General features: G+C 37.6%; 20 protein-coding genes. 17 read left to right on the top strand and 3 right to left on the bottom strand.

Annotated elements, in window-relative coordinates; all coding sequences use genetic code 11:
• Positions 1 to 208 precede the first annotated feature (208 nt).
• Entirely contained in the window at positions 209 to 343 is a 135-nt protein-coding gene (locus tag G4D63_RS08060; protein WP_163179119.1) for a YqzM family protein, read from the bottom strand.
• A gap of 288 nt (positions 344 to 631) precedes the next feature.
• On the opposite strand from G4D63_RS08060, the gene holA reads away from it, so the two are divergent.
• Positions 632 to 1648 (top strand): DNA polymerase III subunit delta, encoded by a 1017-nt coding sequence (holA, locus tag G4D63_RS08055; protein ID WP_163179118.1) that lies wholly within the window; start codon positions 632 to 634, stop codon positions 1646 to 1648.
• Between the two features lie 311 nt (positions 1649 to 1959).
• On the opposite strand, the gene rpsT is transcribed toward holA, so the two are convergent.
• Positions 1960 to 2226, bottom strand: coding sequence for a 30S ribosomal protein S20 (gene rpsT / locus G4D63_RS08050; protein ID WP_163179117.1), 267 nt, complete (start codon positions 2224 to 2226; stop codon positions 1960 to 1962).
• A gap of 376 nt (positions 2227 to 2602) precedes the next feature.
• On the opposite strand from rpsT, the gene gpr reads away from it, so the two are divergent.
• The 13 genes from gpr to deoC all read left to right on the top strand — a co-directional run bounded on the left by gpr (position 2603) and on the right by deoC (position 18349).
• On the top strand, positions 2603 to 3718 hold the full coding sequence (gene gpr, locus G4D63_RS08045; protein WP_163179116.1) for a GPR endopeptidase: 1116 nt from the start codon (positions 2603 to 2605) through the stop codon (positions 3716 to 3718).
• Positions 3719 to 3799: 81 nt separating this feature from the next.
• Positions 3800 to 4996 (top strand): stage II sporulation protein P, encoded by a 1197-nt coding sequence (spoIIP, locus tag G4D63_RS08040; RefSeq protein WP_163179115.1) that lies wholly within the window; start codon positions 3800 to 3802, stop codon positions 4994 to 4996.
• Positions 4997 to 5007: 11 nt separating this feature from the next.
• Positions 5008 to 5331, top strand: a complete 324-nt coding sequence (locus G4D63_RS08035) for a YqxA family protein (RefSeq protein ID WP_163179114.1) — start codon at positions 5008 to 5010, stop codon at positions 5329 to 5331.
• Positions 5332 to 5759: 428 nt separating this feature from the next.
• The gene (gene lepA / locus G4D63_RS08030; RefSeq protein ID WP_163179479.1) at positions 5760 to 7595 is read left to right on the top strand and encodes a translation elongation factor 4; all 1836 of its coding nucleotides are present in this window, start codon (positions 5760 to 5762) and stop codon (positions 7593 to 7595) included.
• A gap of 263 nt (positions 7596 to 7858) precedes the next feature.
• Positions 7859 to 8995: a radical SAM family heme chaperone HemW gene (gene hemW / locus G4D63_RS08025; protein ID WP_163179113.1), complete on the top strand. Its 1137-nt coding sequence runs from the start codon at positions 7859 to 7861 to the stop codon at positions 8993 to 8995.
• Between the two features lie 153 nt (positions 8996 to 9148).
• Positions 9149 to 10183: a heat-inducible transcriptional repressor HrcA gene (hrcA, locus tag G4D63_RS08020; protein WP_163179112.1), complete on the top strand. Its 1035-nt coding sequence runs from the start codon at positions 9149 to 9151 to the stop codon at positions 10181 to 10183.
• 102 nt (positions 10184 to 10285) lie between these two features.
• Complete coding sequence (grpE, locus tag G4D63_RS08015; protein ID WP_420837805.1) at positions 10286 to 10873, top strand: nucleotide exchange factor GrpE; 588 nt, start codon at positions 10286 to 10288, stop codon at positions 10871 to 10873.
• Positions 10874 to 10908: 35 nt separating this feature from the next.
• Positions 10909 to 12729, top strand: a complete 1821-nt coding sequence (gene dnaK / locus G4D63_RS08010) for a molecular chaperone DnaK (RefSeq protein ID WP_163179110.1) — start codon at positions 10909 to 10911, stop codon at positions 12727 to 12729.
• 159 nt (positions 12730 to 12888) lie between these two features.
• Positions 12889 to 14010, top strand: coding sequence for a molecular chaperone DnaJ (dnaJ, locus tag G4D63_RS08005; protein ID WP_163179109.1), 1122 nt, complete (start codon positions 12889 to 12891; stop codon positions 14008 to 14010).
• Between the two features lie 22 nt (positions 14011 to 14032).
• Positions 14033 to 14971: a 50S ribosomal protein L11 methyltransferase gene (gene prmA / locus G4D63_RS08000; RefSeq protein WP_163179108.1), complete on the top strand. Its 939-nt coding sequence runs from the start codon at positions 14033 to 14035 to the stop codon at positions 14969 to 14971.
• A 301-nt stretch (positions 14972 to 15272) separates the two neighbouring features.
• Positions 15273 to 16031: a 16S rRNA (uracil(1498)-N(3))-methyltransferase gene (locus G4D63_RS07995; protein ID WP_163179107.1), complete on the top strand. Its 759-nt coding sequence runs from the start codon at positions 15273 to 15275 to the stop codon at positions 16029 to 16031.
• A 2-nt stretch (positions 16032 to 16033) separates the two neighbouring features.
• A complete protein-coding gene (gene mtaB / locus G4D63_RS07990; RefSeq protein ID WP_163179106.1) occupies positions 16034 to 17398 on the top strand; it encodes a tRNA (N(6)-L-threonylcarbamoyladenosine(37)-C(2))-methylthiotransferase MtaB in 1365 nt (454 codons plus the stop codon).
• A gap of 279 nt (positions 17399 to 17677) precedes the next feature.
• Positions 17678 to 18349: a deoxyribose-phosphate aldolase gene (gene deoC, locus G4D63_RS07985; RefSeq protein WP_163179105.1), complete on the top strand. Its 672-nt coding sequence runs from the start codon at positions 17678 to 17680 to the stop codon at positions 18347 to 18349.
• An 82-nt stretch (positions 18350 to 18431) separates the two neighbouring features.
• Here deoC and G4D63_RS07980 read toward each other — a convergent pair whose 3' ends face one another.
• Positions 18432 to 19355 (bottom strand): Na/Pi symporter, encoded by a 924-nt coding sequence (locus tag G4D63_RS07980; RefSeq protein WP_163179104.1) that lies wholly within the window; start codon positions 19353 to 19355, stop codon positions 18432 to 18434.
• Positions 19356 to 19415: 60 nt separating this feature from the next.
• Between G4D63_RS07980 and G4D63_RS07975 the strand changes: the two genes are divergently transcribed.
• The 3 genes from G4D63_RS07975 (at position 19416) to G4D63_RS07965 (ending at position 20725) form a co-directional block, all read left to right on the top strand.
• Positions 19416 to 19976 (top strand): flavin reductase family protein, encoded by a 561-nt coding sequence (locus G4D63_RS07975; RefSeq protein WP_163179103.1) that lies wholly within the window; start codon positions 19416 to 19418, stop codon positions 19974 to 19976.
• Positions 19977 to 20089: 113 nt separating this feature from the next.
• Positions 20090 to 20263, top strand: coding sequence for a 30S ribosomal protein S21 (gene rpsU, locus G4D63_RS07970; protein WP_163179102.1), 174 nt, complete (start codon positions 20090 to 20092; stop codon positions 20261 to 20263).
• A gap of 15 nt (positions 20264 to 20278) precedes the next feature.
• Positions 20279 to 20725 carry a GatB/YqeY domain-containing protein gene (locus tag G4D63_RS07965; RefSeq protein ID WP_163179101.1) on the top strand — a complete coding sequence of 149 codons (447 nt, stop codon included), beginning with the start codon at positions 20279 to 20281 and terminating at the stop codon, positions 20723 to 20725.
• The last annotated feature ends 178 nt before the right edge of the window (positions 20726 to 20903 follow it).

Below are 20903 nucleotides of genomic sequence, written 5' to 3'. Positions count from 1 at the left end.
AAAAGCGGAAACGCCCCGTTAAGCCCCGACAAGCAAATGTTCCTTCTAGAAAAAAAGGTGGGTTTCCTTTTATTCTAGAAGGGTTATTTGACCTCGAGGGGCTGGGCGTTGGAGCTAGATTCCCAATAAGAGGCGGTTACAAAAACAATTATATTTTATATTACAAGGAAAAAATCCATAAAAAAGAGACTGTATGTATACAGTCCCATTAGGCAGCAACTAATTTAATAACGGTTGCAATGACAAATAAAGTAGCGAAAAATCCAAAAGAAACGACAAATCCAACACCAGAATCTACAGCGTCATTACGTTTACTTTGAACAGTCTTTTCAAATTGATTCAATGTAACCCCTCCTCATTCGTACTTAGTATAAGCTAAACAGAGAAAAAAATCTACACTTCCATCCTTATTTCCTATACTGACAAGAGTTAACACAAATAGATCAAAGGCATGTGGACATTCTAATAATACATCAAGATAATCGTATCTGAGAATGACACCCGGGGCCTTCTCAGTGCGTTAACATAAATTAAAGGGGGTTGCTTTATGCAAGCAACTCCCTTGCTTGCAAAAAAGTACTTTTCCTTTTAGGATAAATGTAGCGAACAAAAGGGAGAGTTTTGACTAAAAATGAATATAGACATACATAAAAAAATAAAAGCAAAGAATTTTGCTCCATTATACCTATTATACGGAAAAGAAACCTATTTTATAGATGAAACAATTCAGTTACTCATTAAACATGTTTTGAATGATGAGGAACGGGATTTCAATTTATCAGTATATGACTTAGAGGAGTCCCCCATTGATTTAGCAATAGAGGATGCCCAAACACTTCCGTTCTTTGGTGATAAACGAGTTGTTATTGTAAAGAATGCATTTTTTTTAACAGGTTTAAAAGAAAAAACAAAGATTGACCATAATATACAGCTTCTTGAAGAATACATTCATTCCCCTTCTCCAACTGCTATATTTATTCTAGTCGTAGATGCTGAAAAATTAGATGAAAGAAAGAAAATAACAAAGCTATTTAAAAAAGAGGCTTCTTTATTTGAGGCAACTATGTCCGATGAAAAATCGTTAATCTCATGGATGCAATCAGAAGTTAAACATTTACAGGTGAATATAACTGATGATGCTGTTGGTCTACTGTTACAATATGTACGTGGTACTGTTACTTTGCTTGTTCAGGAACTAAATAAAATGGCCATGTACGTAGGACCAGGTGGTACAATTACCGAAGACATAGTCAAACTCCTTTCGTCACGTACCATTGAGGATAATATCTTTGAACTAATTGATTGTGTGTTGTCCCGTAAGGTATCAAGAGCTCTTGAGATTTATCATGATCTGTTAAAGCTCAATGAGGAACCCATTAAAATTCTGTCTTTATTGTCTTCTCAATTTCGGTTGTTATATCAAGTTAAGGATTTATCCAAACGAGGCTATAGTCAACAGCAAATCGCCAATCATATAAAAATACATCCCTACCGAGTCAAATTAGCGTCACAGAAGGCTACCCACTATTCAAATGAATATTTGCTAAAATCTTTAGATGAATTAGCAGAAATGGATTACCAAATTAAGAGCGGTCAATATGAAAAAAAACTAGCCCTCGAACTATTCATTTTAAAGCAAGTTCAATAATAAAACCGAAGTACTTTTCTGCGTTTTAGCATAAAAGTACTTCGGTTTTTTAATGGCTTAGGAAATTATAAAATAATCATTTGTGGATAACTAGGGTCAGTGCATTTAAATCTAGCTCCAGCGCCCAGCCCCTCGAGGTCAAATAACCCTAGAAGAATAAAAGGAAAGTTCACCCTTTTTTTCTTCTAGGAACATTTGCTTGTCGGGGCTTAACGGGGCGCTTGCGCCTTTTGTTCTTTAGACCTAAAAAAGACAAAAGAAAAAACCGACCATTTCATAGAATGAGTGCCGGTTTTTTTCTGATAAGTAGATTAAGCGTTCTGTTCGTTAACTTTCTTAGTTAAACGAGACTTTTGACGAGCTGCAGCATTTTTGTGGATTAGACCAGTACGAGCAGCTTTATCAAGCTTTTTGCTTGCTTCAACAAGAGCAACCTTAGCTTTGTCAAGGTCGTTGTTTGTTACAAGAGCTTCTACGTTCTTAACCGCTGTACGCATAGAAGATTTAACAGAAGCGTTTTGTGCGCGGTGTTCGTTACTTGTTTTAACACGCTTAATAGCAGATTTAATGTTAGGCATTTACATTCACCTCCCTAAAAGGATCTATAAGAGAAATTTTTCATATGTTTTTGATGTTCATATTACATCGCTAGTCTTCTAAGTTAACAAGACTAATTATTACATATATTTGGTCAGACTTTAAAGAAAAAATTCTGAAGTCAGAACAAGAAATATTCTATCAAACCCAACCTATAATTGCAATAGAAGATTAATGAAAAGCAATTTTCTAGCCAATGAATTTCCATTCTTTCATTCATTTAATCATTACACTCATCGTGATAAATATTGATTCAAGGCAGTTTCTAACATGAAGAGAAACAAAGAACCGTGAATGAATACATTTTAAATTGGAAAAACTAAGCAATATAGTACATAAAGAAGGGGGCTTTTTAGTATGTCAAATGAGCTTGATTTAAGCCAATATTCAGTTAGAACGGACTTAGCATTAGAAGCTAGAGAAATGGTTGTTGAGCAAAATCAAAAAGAAAAAAGAGAAGCTAGTGAAATAGAAGGAGTTATTATTAAGGAAAGAGATGTTCGAGGAGTGAAGGTTTCACATGTGGAGATTACCGATCAAGGTGCAGAGCTGATTGGTAAGAAAAAGGGTAAATACTTAACGCTTGAAACTCAAGGAATTCGACAGCATGATTCTGAATTGCAACAAGTAGTTGAAGAAGTGTTTGCAAGGGAATTCTCAAATTTCATTTCAGATGTCGGTATTAAAGATGATGCAAGTTGTTTAGTAGTTGGATTAGGAAATTGGAATGTGACTCCCGATGCTCTTGGTCCTATGACAATTGAGAATTTATTAATCACGAAACACCTTTTTGATCTTCAACCAGAAAATGTAGGAGATGGTTTCCGATCAGTCAGCGCTATCTCGCCTGGTGTTATGGGGATAACAGGGATTGAAACAAGTGATATTATCCATGGTGTCATTGAAAAGACAAAGCCAGACTTCGTTGTTGCCATTGATGCACTTGCTGCTAGATCGATACAGCGTGTAAATTCAACTATTCAAATTTCTGATACAGGAATTCACCCAGGTTCAGGGGTTGGTAATAAGCGTAAGGAATTAAGTCAAGAAACATTAGGGATTCCTGTTATTGCAATTGGTATTCCGACTGTAGTAGATGCAGTATCTATCACAAGTGATACGGTAGATTTCATCTTAAAGCATTTTGGAAAAGAAATGAGAGAAGGGAACCGTCCATCCCGGGCACTTGCACCTGCCTCTATGACTTTTGGGGAGAAGAGAGTCCTAACAGAAGAGGATTTACCTTCAGAAAAAGATCGTTCAACATTCTTAGGTTTAGTTGGAACTTTACCAGAAGAGGAAAAGAGAAGACTGATTTACGAAGTGCTTTCCCCGATTGGTCATAACCTCATGGTGACGCCAAAAGAGGTTGACACCTTTATTGAGGATATGGCGAATGTGATTGCTGGTGGATTAAATGCTGCTTTACATCATGATGTAGATCAAGATAATTATGGTGCATACACGCATTAGAATAAATTTTCCCGCATTTTTGGTTCTATTCCTTAAGGCTTGTTCATAATGTTTAAGTAGCAAGCAGTGAGGAGTGGAAGCATGAATTTTAATCGTAGTCACAGTATGATGGTTTCGCTAAATAGGACAAGCATTGTAAAAATTGTTTTAGGCTTCGCTTTTTGTTTAATGACAATGTTTACACTAACTGGAATTTTAACTTCACTTAAGCCAGAATATAGAATCTCTTCATCTTCTGTTTATTCTATAACAAATAGTATGGCGGAAAGTTCTCTTGTCTACTTACTTGGATATGAAAATCGTTACTTTTTACAGGCGATTCCGGAAGGGCAACAGCCTCCGCAAATAACAAATACATTATTTCAAAAGGCGACAAGTATAAATTTGGATGATCCTCGGAGCTTGTTAGGTGGCGAGTTACCTGGATTTTTACATTTTGACGGGGAACTTTTAGTTGCGGGTGATGGTACAGATTATACAGACATCCCTATGGAATCTGCTCCACCGATGGAAGTGTTGTTAGCGGAGCGAGAAGCAGCTGTACAGGCTGTTGAAAACGTGGACAAGCAAGAAGATGAAAAACCGGTTCCGCCTGCTGTGACCACGAACGGAAAAAAGGTAGTTTATTTATATCACACTCATACAAGAGAATCTTTCCTTCCTCTCCTTAAGGATGTTACAAATCCAAATGAGGCATTTCATTCAACAGCGAATATCACGTTAGTTGGTCAAAAGCTTGCAGATGAGCTTGAGGAAAGAGGAATTGGAACGGAAATCGATAAGACTGATTTTACTGGGGTACTGCATAAAAACGGATGGAAATACGGGAAATCCTATGATGCTTCAAGACCCACTGTTCAAAGTGCGATGGCTGCAAACCGAGATATACAATTTTTATTTGATCTTCACAGAGACTCAGCTCGGAAGGATAAAACAACTGCAACCATTAATGGTAAAGCTTATGCGAGGTTATTTTTTGTTGTAGGTGGAGAGCACGCAAAATATGAGCAGAACTCCAAGGTAGCTGACGACCTACACAAATTAATTGAAAGTAAATACCCCGGATTAAGTAGAGGAGTCCGCCTTAGTAGAGGAGCAGGAACAAACGGTAAATTTAATCAGGATTTATCAGAGAATGCTCTAATTATTGAGTTCGGCGGAGTAGATAACACAATGGAAGAATTAAATAGATCTGCTGAAGCAGTAGCAGATATTTTTAGTGAGTATTTTTGGCAAGCTGAGAAGGTTAATGGGGATGCTGATACAACAGAACAATAAGGTGTGAGAGCATGTTAAAATTTTCTTTTAAATTCTTTTTGGTATTCACTTTATTATTTTTCGGTGTTCTATTTGGAATGCAACAAGCTAATGATGGGATACGAGAAATGAAGGGATATGATGATCCACAATTTAAAGGAGCCTTCCATTTAACAGCTGGACAATCGGGAGAACTAGAAGCGGCCTTACTTGGTGAAGACATTACGAGTCATGATATTCGTGAAAAGCAAGAGAAATTAGAGAAAATGGAAGCCTTCAACGTTTTTTCATCAATGGGACATAAACTTGGAGAAGGAATTACGGCTCTATTTCAGAAGTTGCTGGATTTAATATAACGGACATATCGAGTTAAGACCTGTGATATTTCACAGGTTTTTTTTAACTTAGTGAGGATTAAATTTATTTTAGGTGCAAGAAAACGGGACGAAGTCGCAAGTAAAATGAAAAACTCGCAAGAAAATAAGTGAATTCGCAAGCTTATTACTCGAACGCAAGAAATTCGGTCAAACACGCAAGTAAATCGAAAAATTCGCAAGAAAATAAGACCTTATTGCAAAAAAAATTTGATTAAACAAAAAAAAAACCACTTAAGACCAGTGGGGTCAAAATTGTTATTCCAAAAGATTTAATATAAAGTACATTCTTCTTAACGATTAGTGTTATATTACCGGTGAACGTAGTTTTCATTGAATCTTCTTAACCGAATTGCTATAATCAAAACTAATGGATGTTGGTAGTAATGTAGGAGTGATAAATAATGACGATGAGTAGTGAAGATCGACGTAATAGACAAGCTAGAATAAGAAATTTCTCCATCATTGCTCACATTGACCATGGGAAATCAACTTTGGCTGACCGGATTTTAGAAAAGACGAGTGCCTTAACAGCTCGTGAAATGAAGGACCAATTATTAGATTCAATGGACTTAGAGCGTGAGCGTGGAATCACCATTAAATTAAATGCTGTGCAATTACAATACAAAGCGAAGGATGGCGAGATTTACACTTTCCATCTTATTGATACTCCAGGGCACGTAGATTTCACTTATGAAGTTTCTCGTAGCTTAGCGGCATGTGAAGGCGCGGTATTAGTTGTAGACGCAGCTCAAGGTATAGAAGCTCAAACACTAGCAAACGTATATTTAGCTCTTGATAATGACCTGGAGATTGTTCCAGTTATTAATAAGATTGATTTGCCAAGTGCAGAACCAGAAAGAGTTCGCCAAGAAGTAGAAGATGTAATTGGACTAGATGCTTCTGAGGCAGTTCTTTGTTCTGCCAAAGCGGGTATTGGAATTGAAGAAATTTTAGAACAAATCGTTGAAAAGGTTCCTGCTCCAGAAGGTGATCCAGATGGTCCTTTAAAAGCATTAATCTTTGACTCCCTATACGACCCTTACCGTGGTGTAGTAGCATACATTCGTGTGGTAGAGGGACGAGTTAAAGTAGGCGATAAGATTAAAATGATGGCAACTGGTAAGGAATTTGAAGTGAATGAAATTGGGGTATTTACTCCTAAAGCAGTCATGAAGGAAGAATTAACAGTCGGAGATGTAGGTTTCCTAACAGCTGCGATTAAAAATGTTGGTGATACACGTGTGGGTGACACCATTACAAGCTCAAAAAATGGAGCTACAGAAGCCTTACCTGGTTACCGTCGTTTAAACCCGATGGTTTTCTGTGGACTCTATCCAATTGATTCTGCAAAATTTAATGATCTTCGTGAAGCATTAGAAAAGCTTGAGTTAAATGATGCAGCCTTACAATTTGAACCTGAAACCTCTCAAGCACTAGGGTTTGGTTTCCGTTGTGGATTCTTAGGACTACTACACATGGAAATTATCCAAGAGCGAATTGAAAGAGAGTTCAAAATTGACTTAATTACGACAGCACCAAGTGTTATCTATCATGTTTTCCTGACTGATGGAGAAGAGCTTCGTGTTGATAATCCATCAAATATGCCAGATCCACAAAAGATTGACCGAGTAGAGGAGCCATATGTAAAAGCAACCATGATGGTGCCTAATGACTATGTAGGTGCAGTAATGGAGCTTTGTCAAGGGAAGCGTGGAAACTTTATTGATATGCAATACTTAGATGAAAACCGAGTTAGCATAGTTTATGAAATTCCATTAGCTGAAATCGTATATGATTTCTTTGATCAATTAAAATCAAATACAAAGGGCTATGCTTCTTTTGATTATGAGCTTATTGGCTACAAGGAATCCAAGCTGGTGAAGATGGACATTCTCCTTAATTCTGAAAATGTAGATGCTCTATCCTTTATCGTTCACCGTGATTCTGCCTATGCACGCGGTAAGGTAATTGTTGAAAAGCTAAAAGAATTAATCCCGAGACAGCAGTTTGAGGTGCCAATTCAAGCAACAATCGGTCAAAAGGTAGTGGCTAGGTCAACCATAAAGGCAATGCGTAAAAACGTATTAGCAAAGTGTTACGGTGGAGATATTTCTCGTAAACGTAAGCTATTAGAAAAGCAAAAAGAAGGAAAGAAGCGAATGAAGCAAGTTGGTTCTGTTGAAGTTCCACAAGAAGCGTTCATGGCTGTCCTTCGTATGGACGATACCAATTCTAGTAAATAACATGAAAATACCGCAGAGATCTGCGGTATTTTATTTAATAGCATAGAAACTACAACAGAATCTAAGGGAAGTAATTTTGTGCACCGTTTTGGAGGCAATATGCACCAAAACTAGGAACTTATGCACGGTTTTTGAAAAATCTGCACCAAATTAAAGTTATATGCACCGTTCTGGGGGTATAATGCACTAATATACTTTACTCCCCTACTCTGAGTTAAACCGGTGTTACCGAAATCAATACAAAAGAAAGCAGTGGTACACAAATGATTCAAGCAGTTTATATTCATATTCCCTTCTGTCATCAAATTTGTCACTACTGTGATTTCAATAAAGTGTTTCTTAAAGGACAACCTGTAGATGAGTATTTAAATCATCTAAACCTTGAAATGAGGAATACACTTCAACAGGTTCCAACTGAATCCGTTAAAACCATTTTTATTGGCGGTGGAACTCCGACTGCTCTAAATGAAGAACAGTTAGCTAAACTCCTAGACATGATAAGATTTCACTTTCCGAACTGGTCAGATGATATAGAATTTACGGTTGAGGCGAATCCCGGAGATTTAACTACAGAAAAGCTAAAAGTTTTAAAAAGTGGCGGAATTAATCGACTAAGCATTGGGGTGCAGTCCTTTAATAATGAACTATTAAAGCAAATTGGACGAACACATGAAAGCAATGATGTATTTGCTGGGATTAAGAGGGCTAGAGAAGCTGGTTTTTCTAATATTAGTATTGATCTAATTTACAGCCTCCCGAACCAAACGATTGAAGATTTTAAAGAAACTTTACAACAAGCCTTCTCTTTAAACATCGAGCACTTTTCAGCATACTCTCTAATTATTGAGCCCAAGACCGTATTTTATAACCGAATGCAAAAAGGAAAGCTACCGTTACCCTCCCATGAAAGTGAAGCAGCAATGTTTGAATTGTTAATGGATGAAATGAAGAAAAACGGTTATGAACAATATGAAATTAGTAATTTCTCTAAACAGGGTTTTGAAAGTAAACATAACTTAACATATTGGGACAATGAGGAATATTATGGCTTTGGAGCAGGAGCACATAGCTATGTTCAAGGTAAGCGGATTGCAAATGCAGGTCCTTTGAAAAAATATATGACCCTTGTAGAAGAACAAGGTACCCCTTATATAGAGGAACATATTGTATCAACGAAAGAGAAAATGGAAGAGGAATTGTTCCTGGGTCTACGTAAGGCAGAAGGCGTATCGATTGCCTTATTTAACAAAAAGTACAAAATCTCCCTTGAAGATCTGTTTCGTGAGCCGATTGAAGAAAATAAGAAACGGGAATTATTAAAGCAAGAAAACGGTTATTTATTTCTAACTAGAACGGGGAAGCTTTTAGGTAATGAAGTCTTCCAATCATTCTTAGGATAAATTAAGTTAGTAAAATTCATTAGATTTCTAATAAGAGTAGAATTTTTTTAAACTCCTCACCATGCATATGCATTGACATATAGAAATAGTTTTGATAATTTATTATTAGATTTAGCACTCGCTCTAATTGAGTGCTAACAGAGGTGATAATGGATGCTAACTGATCGTCAGCTTTTGATTCTACAAGTTATCATTGATGATTTTATCCGTTCAGCTCAACCTGTAGGCTCACGAACTTTATCAAAAAAGAATGAGATTACGTTTAGCTCTGCGACAATTCGAAATGAAATGGCTGACTTGGAGGATCAAGGCTTTATTGAGAAAACTCATACTTCTTCAGGGCGTGTTCCTTCTGAAAAGGGATATCGCTTTTATGTAGATCATCTACTTGCTCCACAAACGTTACAACAAGAGGATTTATTCCGTGTTCAATCACTTTTTGCTGAACAAATTGTTGAAATGGAAAAGGTAGTTCAAAAATCTGCCCAGATTCTTTCAGATATAACCAATTATACGTCAATCGTACTTGGCCCTGAGGTAGAACAGCATCACTTGAAACGCATTCAGATTGTTCCATTAAGTAACACGTCAGCAGTAGCGGTAATTGTTACCGACACAGGTCATGTAGAACACAGAGCACTAACCATTCCTGAGCACATTGACATTTCTGATATTGAGAAACTTGTAAATATCTTAAATGAGCGACTAATTGGTGTTCCTCTAGTTGAACTTCAGGATAAGATTTACAAAGAAGTAGCAACAGTACTTAGAGCACATATTAAAAACTATGAAATGCTGCTGAAATCTTTTCAAGGCCAAGGGACATTTTCCATACCTAAATCTGAGAGAGTGTATTATGGTGGAAAAACAAATATGCTTTCGCAACCAGAGTTCCATGATATTAGTAAGGTACGTTCTTTGTTTAATATCATTGAGCAAGAACAGGAAATCTACAAATTACTTCGCTCTAAAGAATCTGGAATACACATTACAATCGGTAAGGAGAACCAAAACGAAGCAATGGAGGACTGTAGTCTGATCACTGCAAGCTATTCCTTTGCGAATGAAAAGCTAGGAACAATTGCTATTTTGGGACCTACTAGGATGGAATATTCTAGAGTCGTGAGCTTATTGCAAGTAATATCTAATGATTTAACAAAAGCATTAGAAAAACTGTATCAAAAGTAAGTCAATTGAGAACAATAGTAAAGTTTGTGGTAAATAAGAAGGGTTATCCCTTCTTTACATAATAATGCTTAGTAAGACAAACCTTTAAGGGAGGTGAAACTAGTGACTAACGAAAGAGATATACTAGAAGAAGAAGTAAAAGACGAAACACAACAAAGTGAACTAGAATCAGCTAATGAGGCAGCACAATCAGATGAATCTAGCAGCTTACATAACGAAGCAGATGACTTAGCTGTTGCTTTAGAAAAAGTAAAAGAACAAGAAGCTGCGATTGAAGAAAAAGAAAACAAACTATTACGTCTTCAAGCTGATTTTGATAATTACCGCCGTCGAGCTAGACTTGATATGGAGGCGGCTCAAAAATATAGAGCACAAAACCTGGTTTCTGACATTCTGCCAGCACTAGATAATTTCGAGAGAGCATTAAAGGTAGAGGCACAAGATGATCAGATGAATTCAATTCTTCAAGGTATGGAAATGGTCTACCGTCAACTTGTAGAAGCTCTTAAGCAAGAAGGAGTGGAAGTGATTGAATCAGTAGGTCAACCTTTTGATCCACACTTACACCAGGCGGTTATGCAAGTAGAGGACTCTAACTATGAAGCTAATACAGTCATTGAAGAATTCCAAAAAGGTTATAAACTAAAAGATCGAATTATCCGACCATCCATGGTAAAAGTAAATCAATAAAAATAAAAGATATTTAAATGAGGAGGCCTACTTAAATGAGTAAAATTATCGGGATTGACTTAGGAACAACAAACTCATGTGTAGCTGTATTAGAAGGCGGAGAGCCTAAGGTTATACCAAATCCAGAAGGAAACCGCACAACACCATCGGTTGTAGCATTTAAAAATGGTGAGCGTCAAGTTGGGGAAGTAGCAAAGCGTCAATCTATTACAAATCCAAATACAATTATCTCTATTAAGCGTCATATGGGAACTAGCCATAAGGTAGAAGTAGAGGGTAAAGAGTATACTCCACAAGAGATTTCTGCGATGATTCTGCAGTACCTTAAGTCTTACGCTGAAGACTATTTAGGTGAACCTGTAACGAAAGCAGTTATTACAGTTCCTGCATACTTCAATGATGCTGAGCGCCAAGCGACAAAGGATGCTGGTAAAATTGCTGGTCTAGAAGTAGAACGTATTATTAACGAACCTACAGCAGCAGCTCTTGCATATGGTTTAGACAAAACTGAAGAAGACCAAACCATCCTAGTTTATGACTTAGGAGGCGGTACTTTCGACGTATCGATTCTTGAATTAGGTGATGGTGTATTTGAAGTAAAGTCAACGGCTGGTGACAACCGTCTTGGTGGAGATGACTTTGACCAAGTAATCATTGACTACTTAGTAGCAGAATTTAAGAAAGAAAATGGTATTGATCTTGGAAAAGATAAGATGGCACTACAACGTCTGAAAGATGCTGCTGAAAAGGCGAAAAAAGATCTATCAGGTGTAACATCAACTCAAATTTCATTACCGTTTATCACAGCCGGAGAAGCAGGACCTCTTCACTTAGAAGTAACGCTATCTCGTGCTAAGTTTGATGAGATTTCAGCTGATCTAGTAGAAAGAACGATGAAGCCTGTACGTCAAGCATTATCAGATGCTGGATTATCTCCAAGTGAGCTAGATAAAGTAATTCTTGTTGGTGGATCAACACGTATTCCTGCAGTTCAAGAGGCAATCAAAAAAGCAACTGGTAAGGAGCCACATAAAGGAGTTAACCCGGACGAGGTAGTTGCACTAGGTGCATCAATCCAAGGTGGGGTTATCACTGGAGATGTGAAAGACGTTGTTCTATTAGACGTAACTCCATTATCTTTAGGAATTGAGACAATGGGTGGAGTATTTACAAAGTTAATTGACCGTAATACGACTATTCCTACAAGTAAGTCACAGGTATTCTCAACAGCGGCTGATAATCAAGCAGCGGTTGATATCCATGTGCTTCAAGGTGAGCGTTCAATGGCGGCAGATAACAAGACGCTCGGACGTTTCCAATTATCTGATATTCCTCCAGCACCTAGAGGGGTTCCGCAAATCGAGGTAACCTTTGATATTGATAAAAATGGTATTGTTAATGTTCGTGCTAAGGATCTTGGAACAAACAAAGAACAATCTATTACAATCAAATCTTCTACAGGTTTATCAGACGAAGAAGTAGAGCGTATGGTTAAAGATGCAGAAGCAAATGCTGATGCTGATAAAAAGCGTAAGGAAGAAGTTGACTTACGTAACGAAGCGGATCAGTTAATATTTACGACTGAAAAAACCTTAAAAGATTTAGAGGATAAGGTTTCTGAAGAAGATAAGAAAAATGCTGAAGACGCAAAAGAAGCTTTAAAGGCTGCAATCGCAGAAAATAACTTAGAAGAAATCCGCGCTAAAAAGGATGCTCTTCAAGAAATTGTCCAACAACTTTCCGTAAAGCTATATGAAGAAGCAGCAAAACAAGCACAAGGTGCTGAGGGTGCAGCTGGTAGCAAAGATGATGGAGTTGTCGATGCAGAGTTTGAAGAAGTAAAAGACGACAAATAAGAGTAAGTAGAAAAAGTCTTAGTCAGGCCTGTCTTGGCTTTGACTTTTTTCTATGTAGTAAGTAATAAAGTTTGTTCTGCCTTTTTAATTAGTGATACAATATAATTTATGTGAATGTGGGAGTCTATCTTCCGGGATTAAGCAGGGAGTGGAAAAAACATGAGTAAACGAGATTACTATGAAGTACTTGGACTAAGTAAAGGTGCGTCAAAAGATGAGATAAAAAAGGCATATCGAAAACTTTCCAAGCAGTACCACCCAGATATCAATAAAGAGCCGGATGCAGATGCGAAATTCAAAGAAATTGCAGAAGCCTATGAGGTGTTGAGTGACGATCAAAAGAAAGCTCAATATGATCAATTCGGACATACTGATCCAAATCAAGGTTTTGGTGGCGGTGACTTCGGAGGTTTTGGAGGCTTTGAGGATATCTTTGATACTTTCTTTGGTGGTGGCGGACGTAGAAGACGTGACCCTAATGCACCAAGACAAGGAGCAGATTTACAATACACGATGTCTCTAGCCTTTGAAGAGGCTGTATTCGGTAAGGAAACAACGATAGAAATTCCACGTGAAGAAGAATGTAATACATGTGATGGTTCAGGAGCAAAGCCTGGAACTAAACCAGAAACCTGTTCACATTGTAATGGTGCTGGCCAATTAAATGTTGAGCAAAACACCCCATTTGGTCGTATTGTGAATAGACGTGTTTGTCACTACTGTAGCGGTACTGGTAAGCAAATAAAAGATAAGTGCTCTACTTGTGGTGGAACAGGTAAAGTAAAAAAGAGAAAGAAAATTAACGTGAAAATTCCAGCCGGAGTTGACGATGGTCAACAGTTAAGAGTAACTGGTCAAGGTGAACCTGGTATAAATGGGGGCCCTGCAGGGGATTTATATGTTGTATTCCATGTGAGACCACATGAATTCTTTGAGCGTGAGGATGACGACATATACTGTGAAATGCCATTAACTTTCGCTCAGGCCGTTCTAGGAGACGAAATAGAGGTACCTACTCTTCATGGTAAGGTAAAGCTAAAGATTCCTGCTGGAACGCAAACAGGTACTAAATTCAGGCTTAGAGGTAAAGGTGTGCCAAATGTGCGTGGGTACGGACAAGGAGATCAGCATATTCAGGTTCGGGTGATTACACCAACAAAGTTGTCACCTAAACAAAAAGAATTAATTCGTGAATTCTCATCCTTGAGTGGCGTTGATGCACCAGACGAACAGCATGATAGTTTCTTTGCAAAAGTAAAGAGAGCTATTAAAGGAGAATAACTTGGAATGGAGTTGGTAGATATTGAAGTGGTCGGAGATAAGTATTCATACAACAAATGAAGCAGTGGAGCCTATTTCAAATATATTGCATGAGGCTGGCGCGAGTGGAGTTGTGATTGAGGATCCAGATGAATTAATCAAGGACCGTGAACAGCAGTTCGGAGAAATCTACCAGCTCGATCCAGGAGACTATCCTGACGAAGGTGTTATGATAAAGGCTTATTTACCCGTTAATAGCTTTATAGGGGAAACGGTCGAAGAGATTAAAGAAGCCATCAATAGTCTTGTTTCATATGATATTGATATTGGCCGTAATATGGTAACCATTAATGAGGTTAATGAAGAGGAATGGGCTAGTGCATGGAAAAAATACTATAACCCTGTTAAAATCTCTGAAAAGTTCACCATTGTCCCGACTTGGGAAGACTATGAAAAGGTAAGTACGGATGAACTTATTATTGAGCTTGACCCAGGAATGGCATTTGGAACAGGTACTCATCCTACTACTGTGATGTGTATTCAGGCACTTGAAGACACGGTGAAGCCAGGAGACAATGTTATAGATGTAGGGACAGGCTCAGGAGTATTGAGTATCGCTGCAGCATTACTTGGTGCTAGCGAGACACGTGCATATGACCTAGACGAAGTTGCTGTGAATACGGCAATAGAGAATACGAAGATTAATAATGTGGACGATAAGATTACAGTAAGGCAAAACAATCTATTAAATGATGTAACAGGTTCTGCAGATGTAATTGTAGCTAATATACTTGCTGAGATTATCTTGCGATTTGTTGATGATGCATTTAAACTTGTTAAACCGGGAGGCTATTTTATTACTTCTGGTATTATTCAACCTAAAAAACAAGTAGTTAAATCAGCACTTCTAGATGCTGGTTTTGAAATTGAGGAAACGTTAACGATGGAGGATTGGGTGTCCTTTATTGCCAAGCGACCTTAAAGCAAAGGTAAGACTATAATAGTTTACTTGTGGTAAGGACAAGGAATTAAAAAGCCTTGTCCTTTTACCTAAATAAATGGCTCTGTTAAATTATAGTGTTGATTATTAGCAGAGTTGATTGAAGTGGAAGGACGCGAGACTCCTGCGGGAGAAGCGTGGTAAGGGAGACCCCACAGGCGAGAAGCGCCGAGGAGGCTCCAGAACCCGCCCGCGGAAAGCGAGTGTCCTGGAACGAAAATCAACAACAACGTTTAACAGAGCAAATAAAATATAAAATACATCTTTCAGGTAGGTGACATATTTGCAACGTTATTTTGTTCCTTCAGCTCAGTTTTCCGAGCGAGCAGTAAAAATTATTGGTGATGATGCTCATCACATCCAAAGAGTGATGAGAATGAGTGAAAACGACCAAATCTTATGTTGTAATGATCAAGGGAATACATGTTTGTGTGAAATTACTGAATTTACCAATGAAGGGGTAACCCTAAGTATTGTAGAATGGTTGGAGGAATCAAAGGAGCTACCTGTGACAGTAGCCATAGCGAGTGGGCTGCCTAAAGGGGATAAGCTTGAGCTTATCATTCAAAAAGCAACAGAGCTTGGTGCCTTTCAGTTTGTCCCTTTTAATGCTGCTCGTTCTATCGTAAAATGGGATGAGAAAAAAGGCGATAAAAAACTCGAACGTTGGCTGAAGATATCAAAGGAAGCAGCAGAGCAATCACACCGAAATAAGGTTCCAGAGGTTCTTAAACCACTATCTTTAGGAGAGCTTATCGCGCTTGGTGAGAACTTTGATTATAAAATGGTCGCATTTGAAGAAGAGGCGAAGCAAGGGGAACAAACCCAATTTGCCAAGTTATTAACAGAGATGAAACCTGGTAATTCCTTATTAACGGTATTCGGCCCAGAAGGTGGATTAACTGATAAGGAAATAGATCAGCTTAAGAGTCACGGATTTATTTCCTGTGGCTTAGGTCCAAGAATTTTAAGAGCAGAGACAGCACCCTTATATGTGCTTGCTGCCATTTCATATCACTTTGAATTACAAGGGGTGAAGTAGTTATGCCATCAGTGGCTTTTCATACATTAGGCTGTAAAGTAAATCATTATGAAACAGAAGCAATTTGGCAATTATTTAAAGAATCAGGATATGAACGTACAGATTTTGAACAAGCTTCAGATGTGTATGTGATTAATACTTGTACCGTTACGAATACAGGTGATAAGAAGAGTCGCCAAGTGATTCGTCGGGCGATCAGAAAAAATCCTGATGCAGTAATTTGTGTTACTGGTTGTTATGCACAAACGTCTCCAGCAGAGATCATGGCAATTCCGGGTGTAGATATTGTTGTAGGTACACAGGATCGTGTGAAGATGCTTGATTACATTGAGCAATTCAAGAATGAACGCCAACCAATTAACGGGGTAGGTAACATTATGAAGGCTCGTGTTTACGAGGAATTAGAGGTTCCAGCCTTTACTGATCGAACACGTGCTTCTCTAAAAATTCAGGAAGGTTGCAATAACTTCTGTACTTTCTGTATTATCCCATGGGCTCGTGGATTAATGAGATCACGTGATCCAGAAGATGTTATTAAGCAAGCGCAACAGCTTGTGAATGCAGGCTATAAGGAAATCGTTCTAACAGGTATTCACACAGGTGGGTATGGTGAAGACATGAAGGACTATAACCTAGCTATGCTTTTAAAGGCTTTGGATGAGAGAGTAATAGGTCTAAAGAGAATTCGTATCTCCTCAATTGAGGCCAGTCAAATTACAGATGAAGTGATTGATGTATTAAATAACTCAGAGAAAGTGGTTCGTCACCTTCATATCCCACTTCAATCTGGATCAGACACTGTCTTAAAAAGAATGCGTCGTAAATACACAATGGAATTCTTTGCTGAAAGACTGAACCGTTTACGTGAGGCGTTGCCAGGTTTAGCAGTTACTTCTGATGTAATTGTTGGCTTTCCAGGTGAAACTGAGGAAGAGTTTTTAGAAACTTATAACTTTATCAAAGAGAATGGCTTCTCCGAACTGCACGTGTTTCCATATTCAAAGCGAACAGGTACTCCAGCAGCTAGAATGGATGATCAGGTTGAGGAGGAAGTGAAGAACGAGCGAGTTCATCGACTCATTTCACTATCTGACCAATTAGCTAAGGAATATGCTTCTCAATTTGAGGATGAAGTTTTAGAGGTCATCCCAGAAGAAGAATTTAAGGCAGATGGCTCCAAAGGCATGTATGTAGGTTACACTGATAATTATCTTAAAGTCGTATTCCCTGCCACAGAAGAGATGATTGGTGAAATTGTGAAAGTCAAAATCATCAAAGCAGGGTACCCATACAATGAAGGCCAATTCGTAAGAGTGTTAGATCAACATGAATGGGTAAAGGATGAAAAAGTTAAATTAAGTTCATAGACCCCTTTGTGGGTCTTTTTTTAGGGATTTTCATTAGTCTCTTTTCGTCATAAAAATTTTCACTTTTAGATAATCAGTAGTGGAATGAAGCGGAAAGCAAGTGTTTGGAGCACAATGGAACGACAAGAGCAACGAGGTATAGAAAACAGCCCTTTATAAACTTATAAAAATCTTTCACATGAAAAATATTTGTCGGGAAATACTAAATCATACTAGCTATGTATTTTTATGTAATGATATGATGAAGAGGTACGTACAACTTAATGGGGGTAATAAAAGATGGTTAAAGATGTTGCAAAAATGATTGATCATACATTATTAAAGGCTGATGCTACAAATGCTGAGATTGAGAAAATTTGTGAAGAAGCAAAAGAATATAAATTCGCTTCTGTCTGTGTGAATCCAACATGGGTAAAAAAATCAGCTTCGCTTTTACAAGGAACTGAGGTAAAAGTATGCACAGTTATCGGTTTTCCACTGGGTGCAACAACAACAGAGACAAAAGCTTTTGAAACTAAGAATGCAATAGAAAATGGTGCAACAGAAATTGATATGGTAATTAATGTAGGCGCTTTAAAGGATGGACAAGATGACTTCGTTCAAGGGGACATTGAAGCTGTAGTAAATGCAGCTAAAGGGAAGGCAATCGTTAAAGTAATCATTGAGACAGCATTATTAACAGATGAGGAAAAAGTTCGTGCTTGTGAAAGATCAGTTAAAGCAGGAGCAGACTTTGTTAAAACATCTACAGGATTCTCAACAGGCGGAGCAACACTTGAGGATATTAGCTTAATGAGAAAAACGGTTGGACCTTCTATTGGTGTAAAAGCATCAGGTGGTATTCGTGATGCTAAATCTGCCTTTGATATGATTGAAGCAGGTGCAACTAGAATTGGAGCTAGCTCAGGTATTGCAATCGTTAAAGGTGAAACAGGAACTTCTGCATACTAATTAGGGATACATAAACAAAGCCACCAAATCGGTGGCTTTGTTCTTTTTACCCTTTTGGGGTTATACTGCTAACTGATCCAAACTACTTCCGATAAACCCTCATGATAAAATTGGCAAAAACATTTACCAAAGGTAATGCGATTAATGAACAGGCTATATTAAATATGACACTTGCATGTGCTAGCTGTTTCTCGTGTGAAGGAGAAAGAGTTGATATAAATTGTGAAAAGACATCTATAAATGGTAAAAATAAAATAACTCCAAATACATTTAACCATACGTGTGCATAGGCCGTCCATTTCGCTTCTTTAGTCGCACCTATACTAGCAAGCAAAGCAGTTACACATGTGCCAATATTTGCGCCTAGCATAATGGCAATTCCGGCATCAATGGTAAGGTGATTATTATGTAAAAAGCCCATAGCTACCCCAATAACAGCAGAGCTTGATTGAATAATGGCAGACATAATTGTACCTACAATAATCCCAAAAAAATTGTTTTCAATCGCATATAACAGGATGGATTTTACAAAAGGATAGGCATAGATTGAATCAGAAAGTGAATTAAACCCTTTCATGGCTACAAAGATACATCCTAACCCTAATAAACTAGTACCAATTGAAAAAAATATACGGTTACGTATCAATAGAAACAAAACGCCTATTATAACTATAGGAAGAGACAGTTCGCCTACTTGTATAGTCATTAACTCAGCCGTAATCGTGGTACCTATATTGGCTCCTAGCATGATTCCGATGCTCTGCTTAAAGCTTAATAGTCCAGCTGCCACAAATCCTATTGTAATGACCATCAGGGCTGAGCTACTTTGAAGAAAAGCTGTTAGAATTGCCCCAATAACTAACCCTTGAACAGGATTACTAATGACTAATAGAAGTTGTTTTTTTAATTTGTCACTAGATAGCTGATCTAAACCAATTCGCATTACGGTTAAACCATACATAAAGATTGCAATAAAAACACCAAACCAAATAATATCTTTGGACATGGACTCACCTCTAGTATATCTTATGGACAAGAGTCTAAATAAAGAACCAGGAGTGAGAGAATGTTAAAAAGTACAAAGAATACAGTGATGCATAGCTACCCGGGAATGGTGGCTCTTGTTACAAGCAAGCATTTAGGAGAAGTAAACATTATGTCAGCAGGTTGGCATACTTATATATCTTATGAACCACCTATATATGGTGTTGCGATTGCAAAAGAACGATACAGTCACAAATTAATAACTGATTCAAAGGAATTTGCCATCAATTTTTTACCTGGTCATATGGCTTCAGTTATTCAAGAAAGTGGTTCAGTATCAGGGCGCCAAGTTAATAAACTTGAAAACCTTAACTTTTTCACTGGTGAAACGATAAACAGTCCTATCCTATCAGACGCCTATATTGCCTATGAGTGTAAAGTAATCGATGTGAGAACATACGGTGATCATGATTGGATTGTTGGTGACATAACCAACTTTTATCGTGACGAACAAAGATTTTTAGAAAATGGATTGCCTAATTTTAATGAATTAAGTATTCCACTCTATCTTGGTCGCTCTCAATATTTATTGGCAAATGAGAAGACCGAGGTAAAGAACTACTATATTGTTAACCGAGATTAAGTTGACGCTTAGTATCTGATATATTATAATGGCAAAAGACATGTTTTAATAATTGTCTGCATGTCTTAATCTTTTATTGCACGCACGTGATTGTTCGGAGGGAGGGAAATAGAATGACTAAAACAGTCGTACGTAAAAACGAGTCTATTGAAGAAGCTCTACGTCGTTTCAAACGTTCCGTATCAAAAACGGGTACACTTTCTGAAGCAAGAAAGCGTGAATTCTATGAGAAGCCTAGCGTAAAGCGTAAGAAAAAGTCTGAGGCAGCTAGAAAACGTAAATTCTAATAGAGGGTGTAATTAATGAGTCTTCTTGAACGTTTAAATAACGACATGAAACAAGCGATGAGGAACAAAGAGAAAGATAAACTTTCGGTGATCCGAATGGTAAAAGCTTCAATTCAAAATGAAGCCATCAAGAATAAAATTGATGTGCTTTCAGAGGATGATGAATTGACAGTTCTTTCTCGTGAAGTTAAGCAACGTAAAGACTCCCTCCTTGAGTTTATAAAAGCTGGTCGTGAAGACCTTGTGGATAAGTTAAAGGCTGAATTAATTGTTTTGGAAGAGTACCTTCCAAAGCAATTAACAGAAGAAGAATTAACGGAAATAATTAAAGAAACGATTTTAGAAGTTAATGCCTCTTCTAAAGCAGATATGGGTAAAGTGATGGGAGCTATCATGCCTAAAGTAAAAGGTAAGGCAGATGGCAGTCTTATAAACCAATTAGTCCAAAAGCATTTATCCTAACACCTTCATTTTTGAAGGTGTTTTTTGCTATATATACGATAGTTTGTACATTAATTTAGTGTATTAGTATCAAACTATATAAGCAGATTAATAATTATTTAATTTAATGTTGAAACTTATCTCTACATAATTCGTATAAGAAAGGGACCATTTAATTATGTAAGAAAGAAAGGAGGTA

This window comes from Bacillus mesophilus (genome assembly GCF_011008845.1).
Lineage (GTDB): Bacteria > Bacillota > Bacilli > Bacillales > SA4 > Bacillus_BS > Bacillus_BS mesophilus.
The sequence above is the reverse complement of the archived record's forward strand: the minus strand, read 5'-3'. Positions and strand labels throughout refer to the sequence as shown.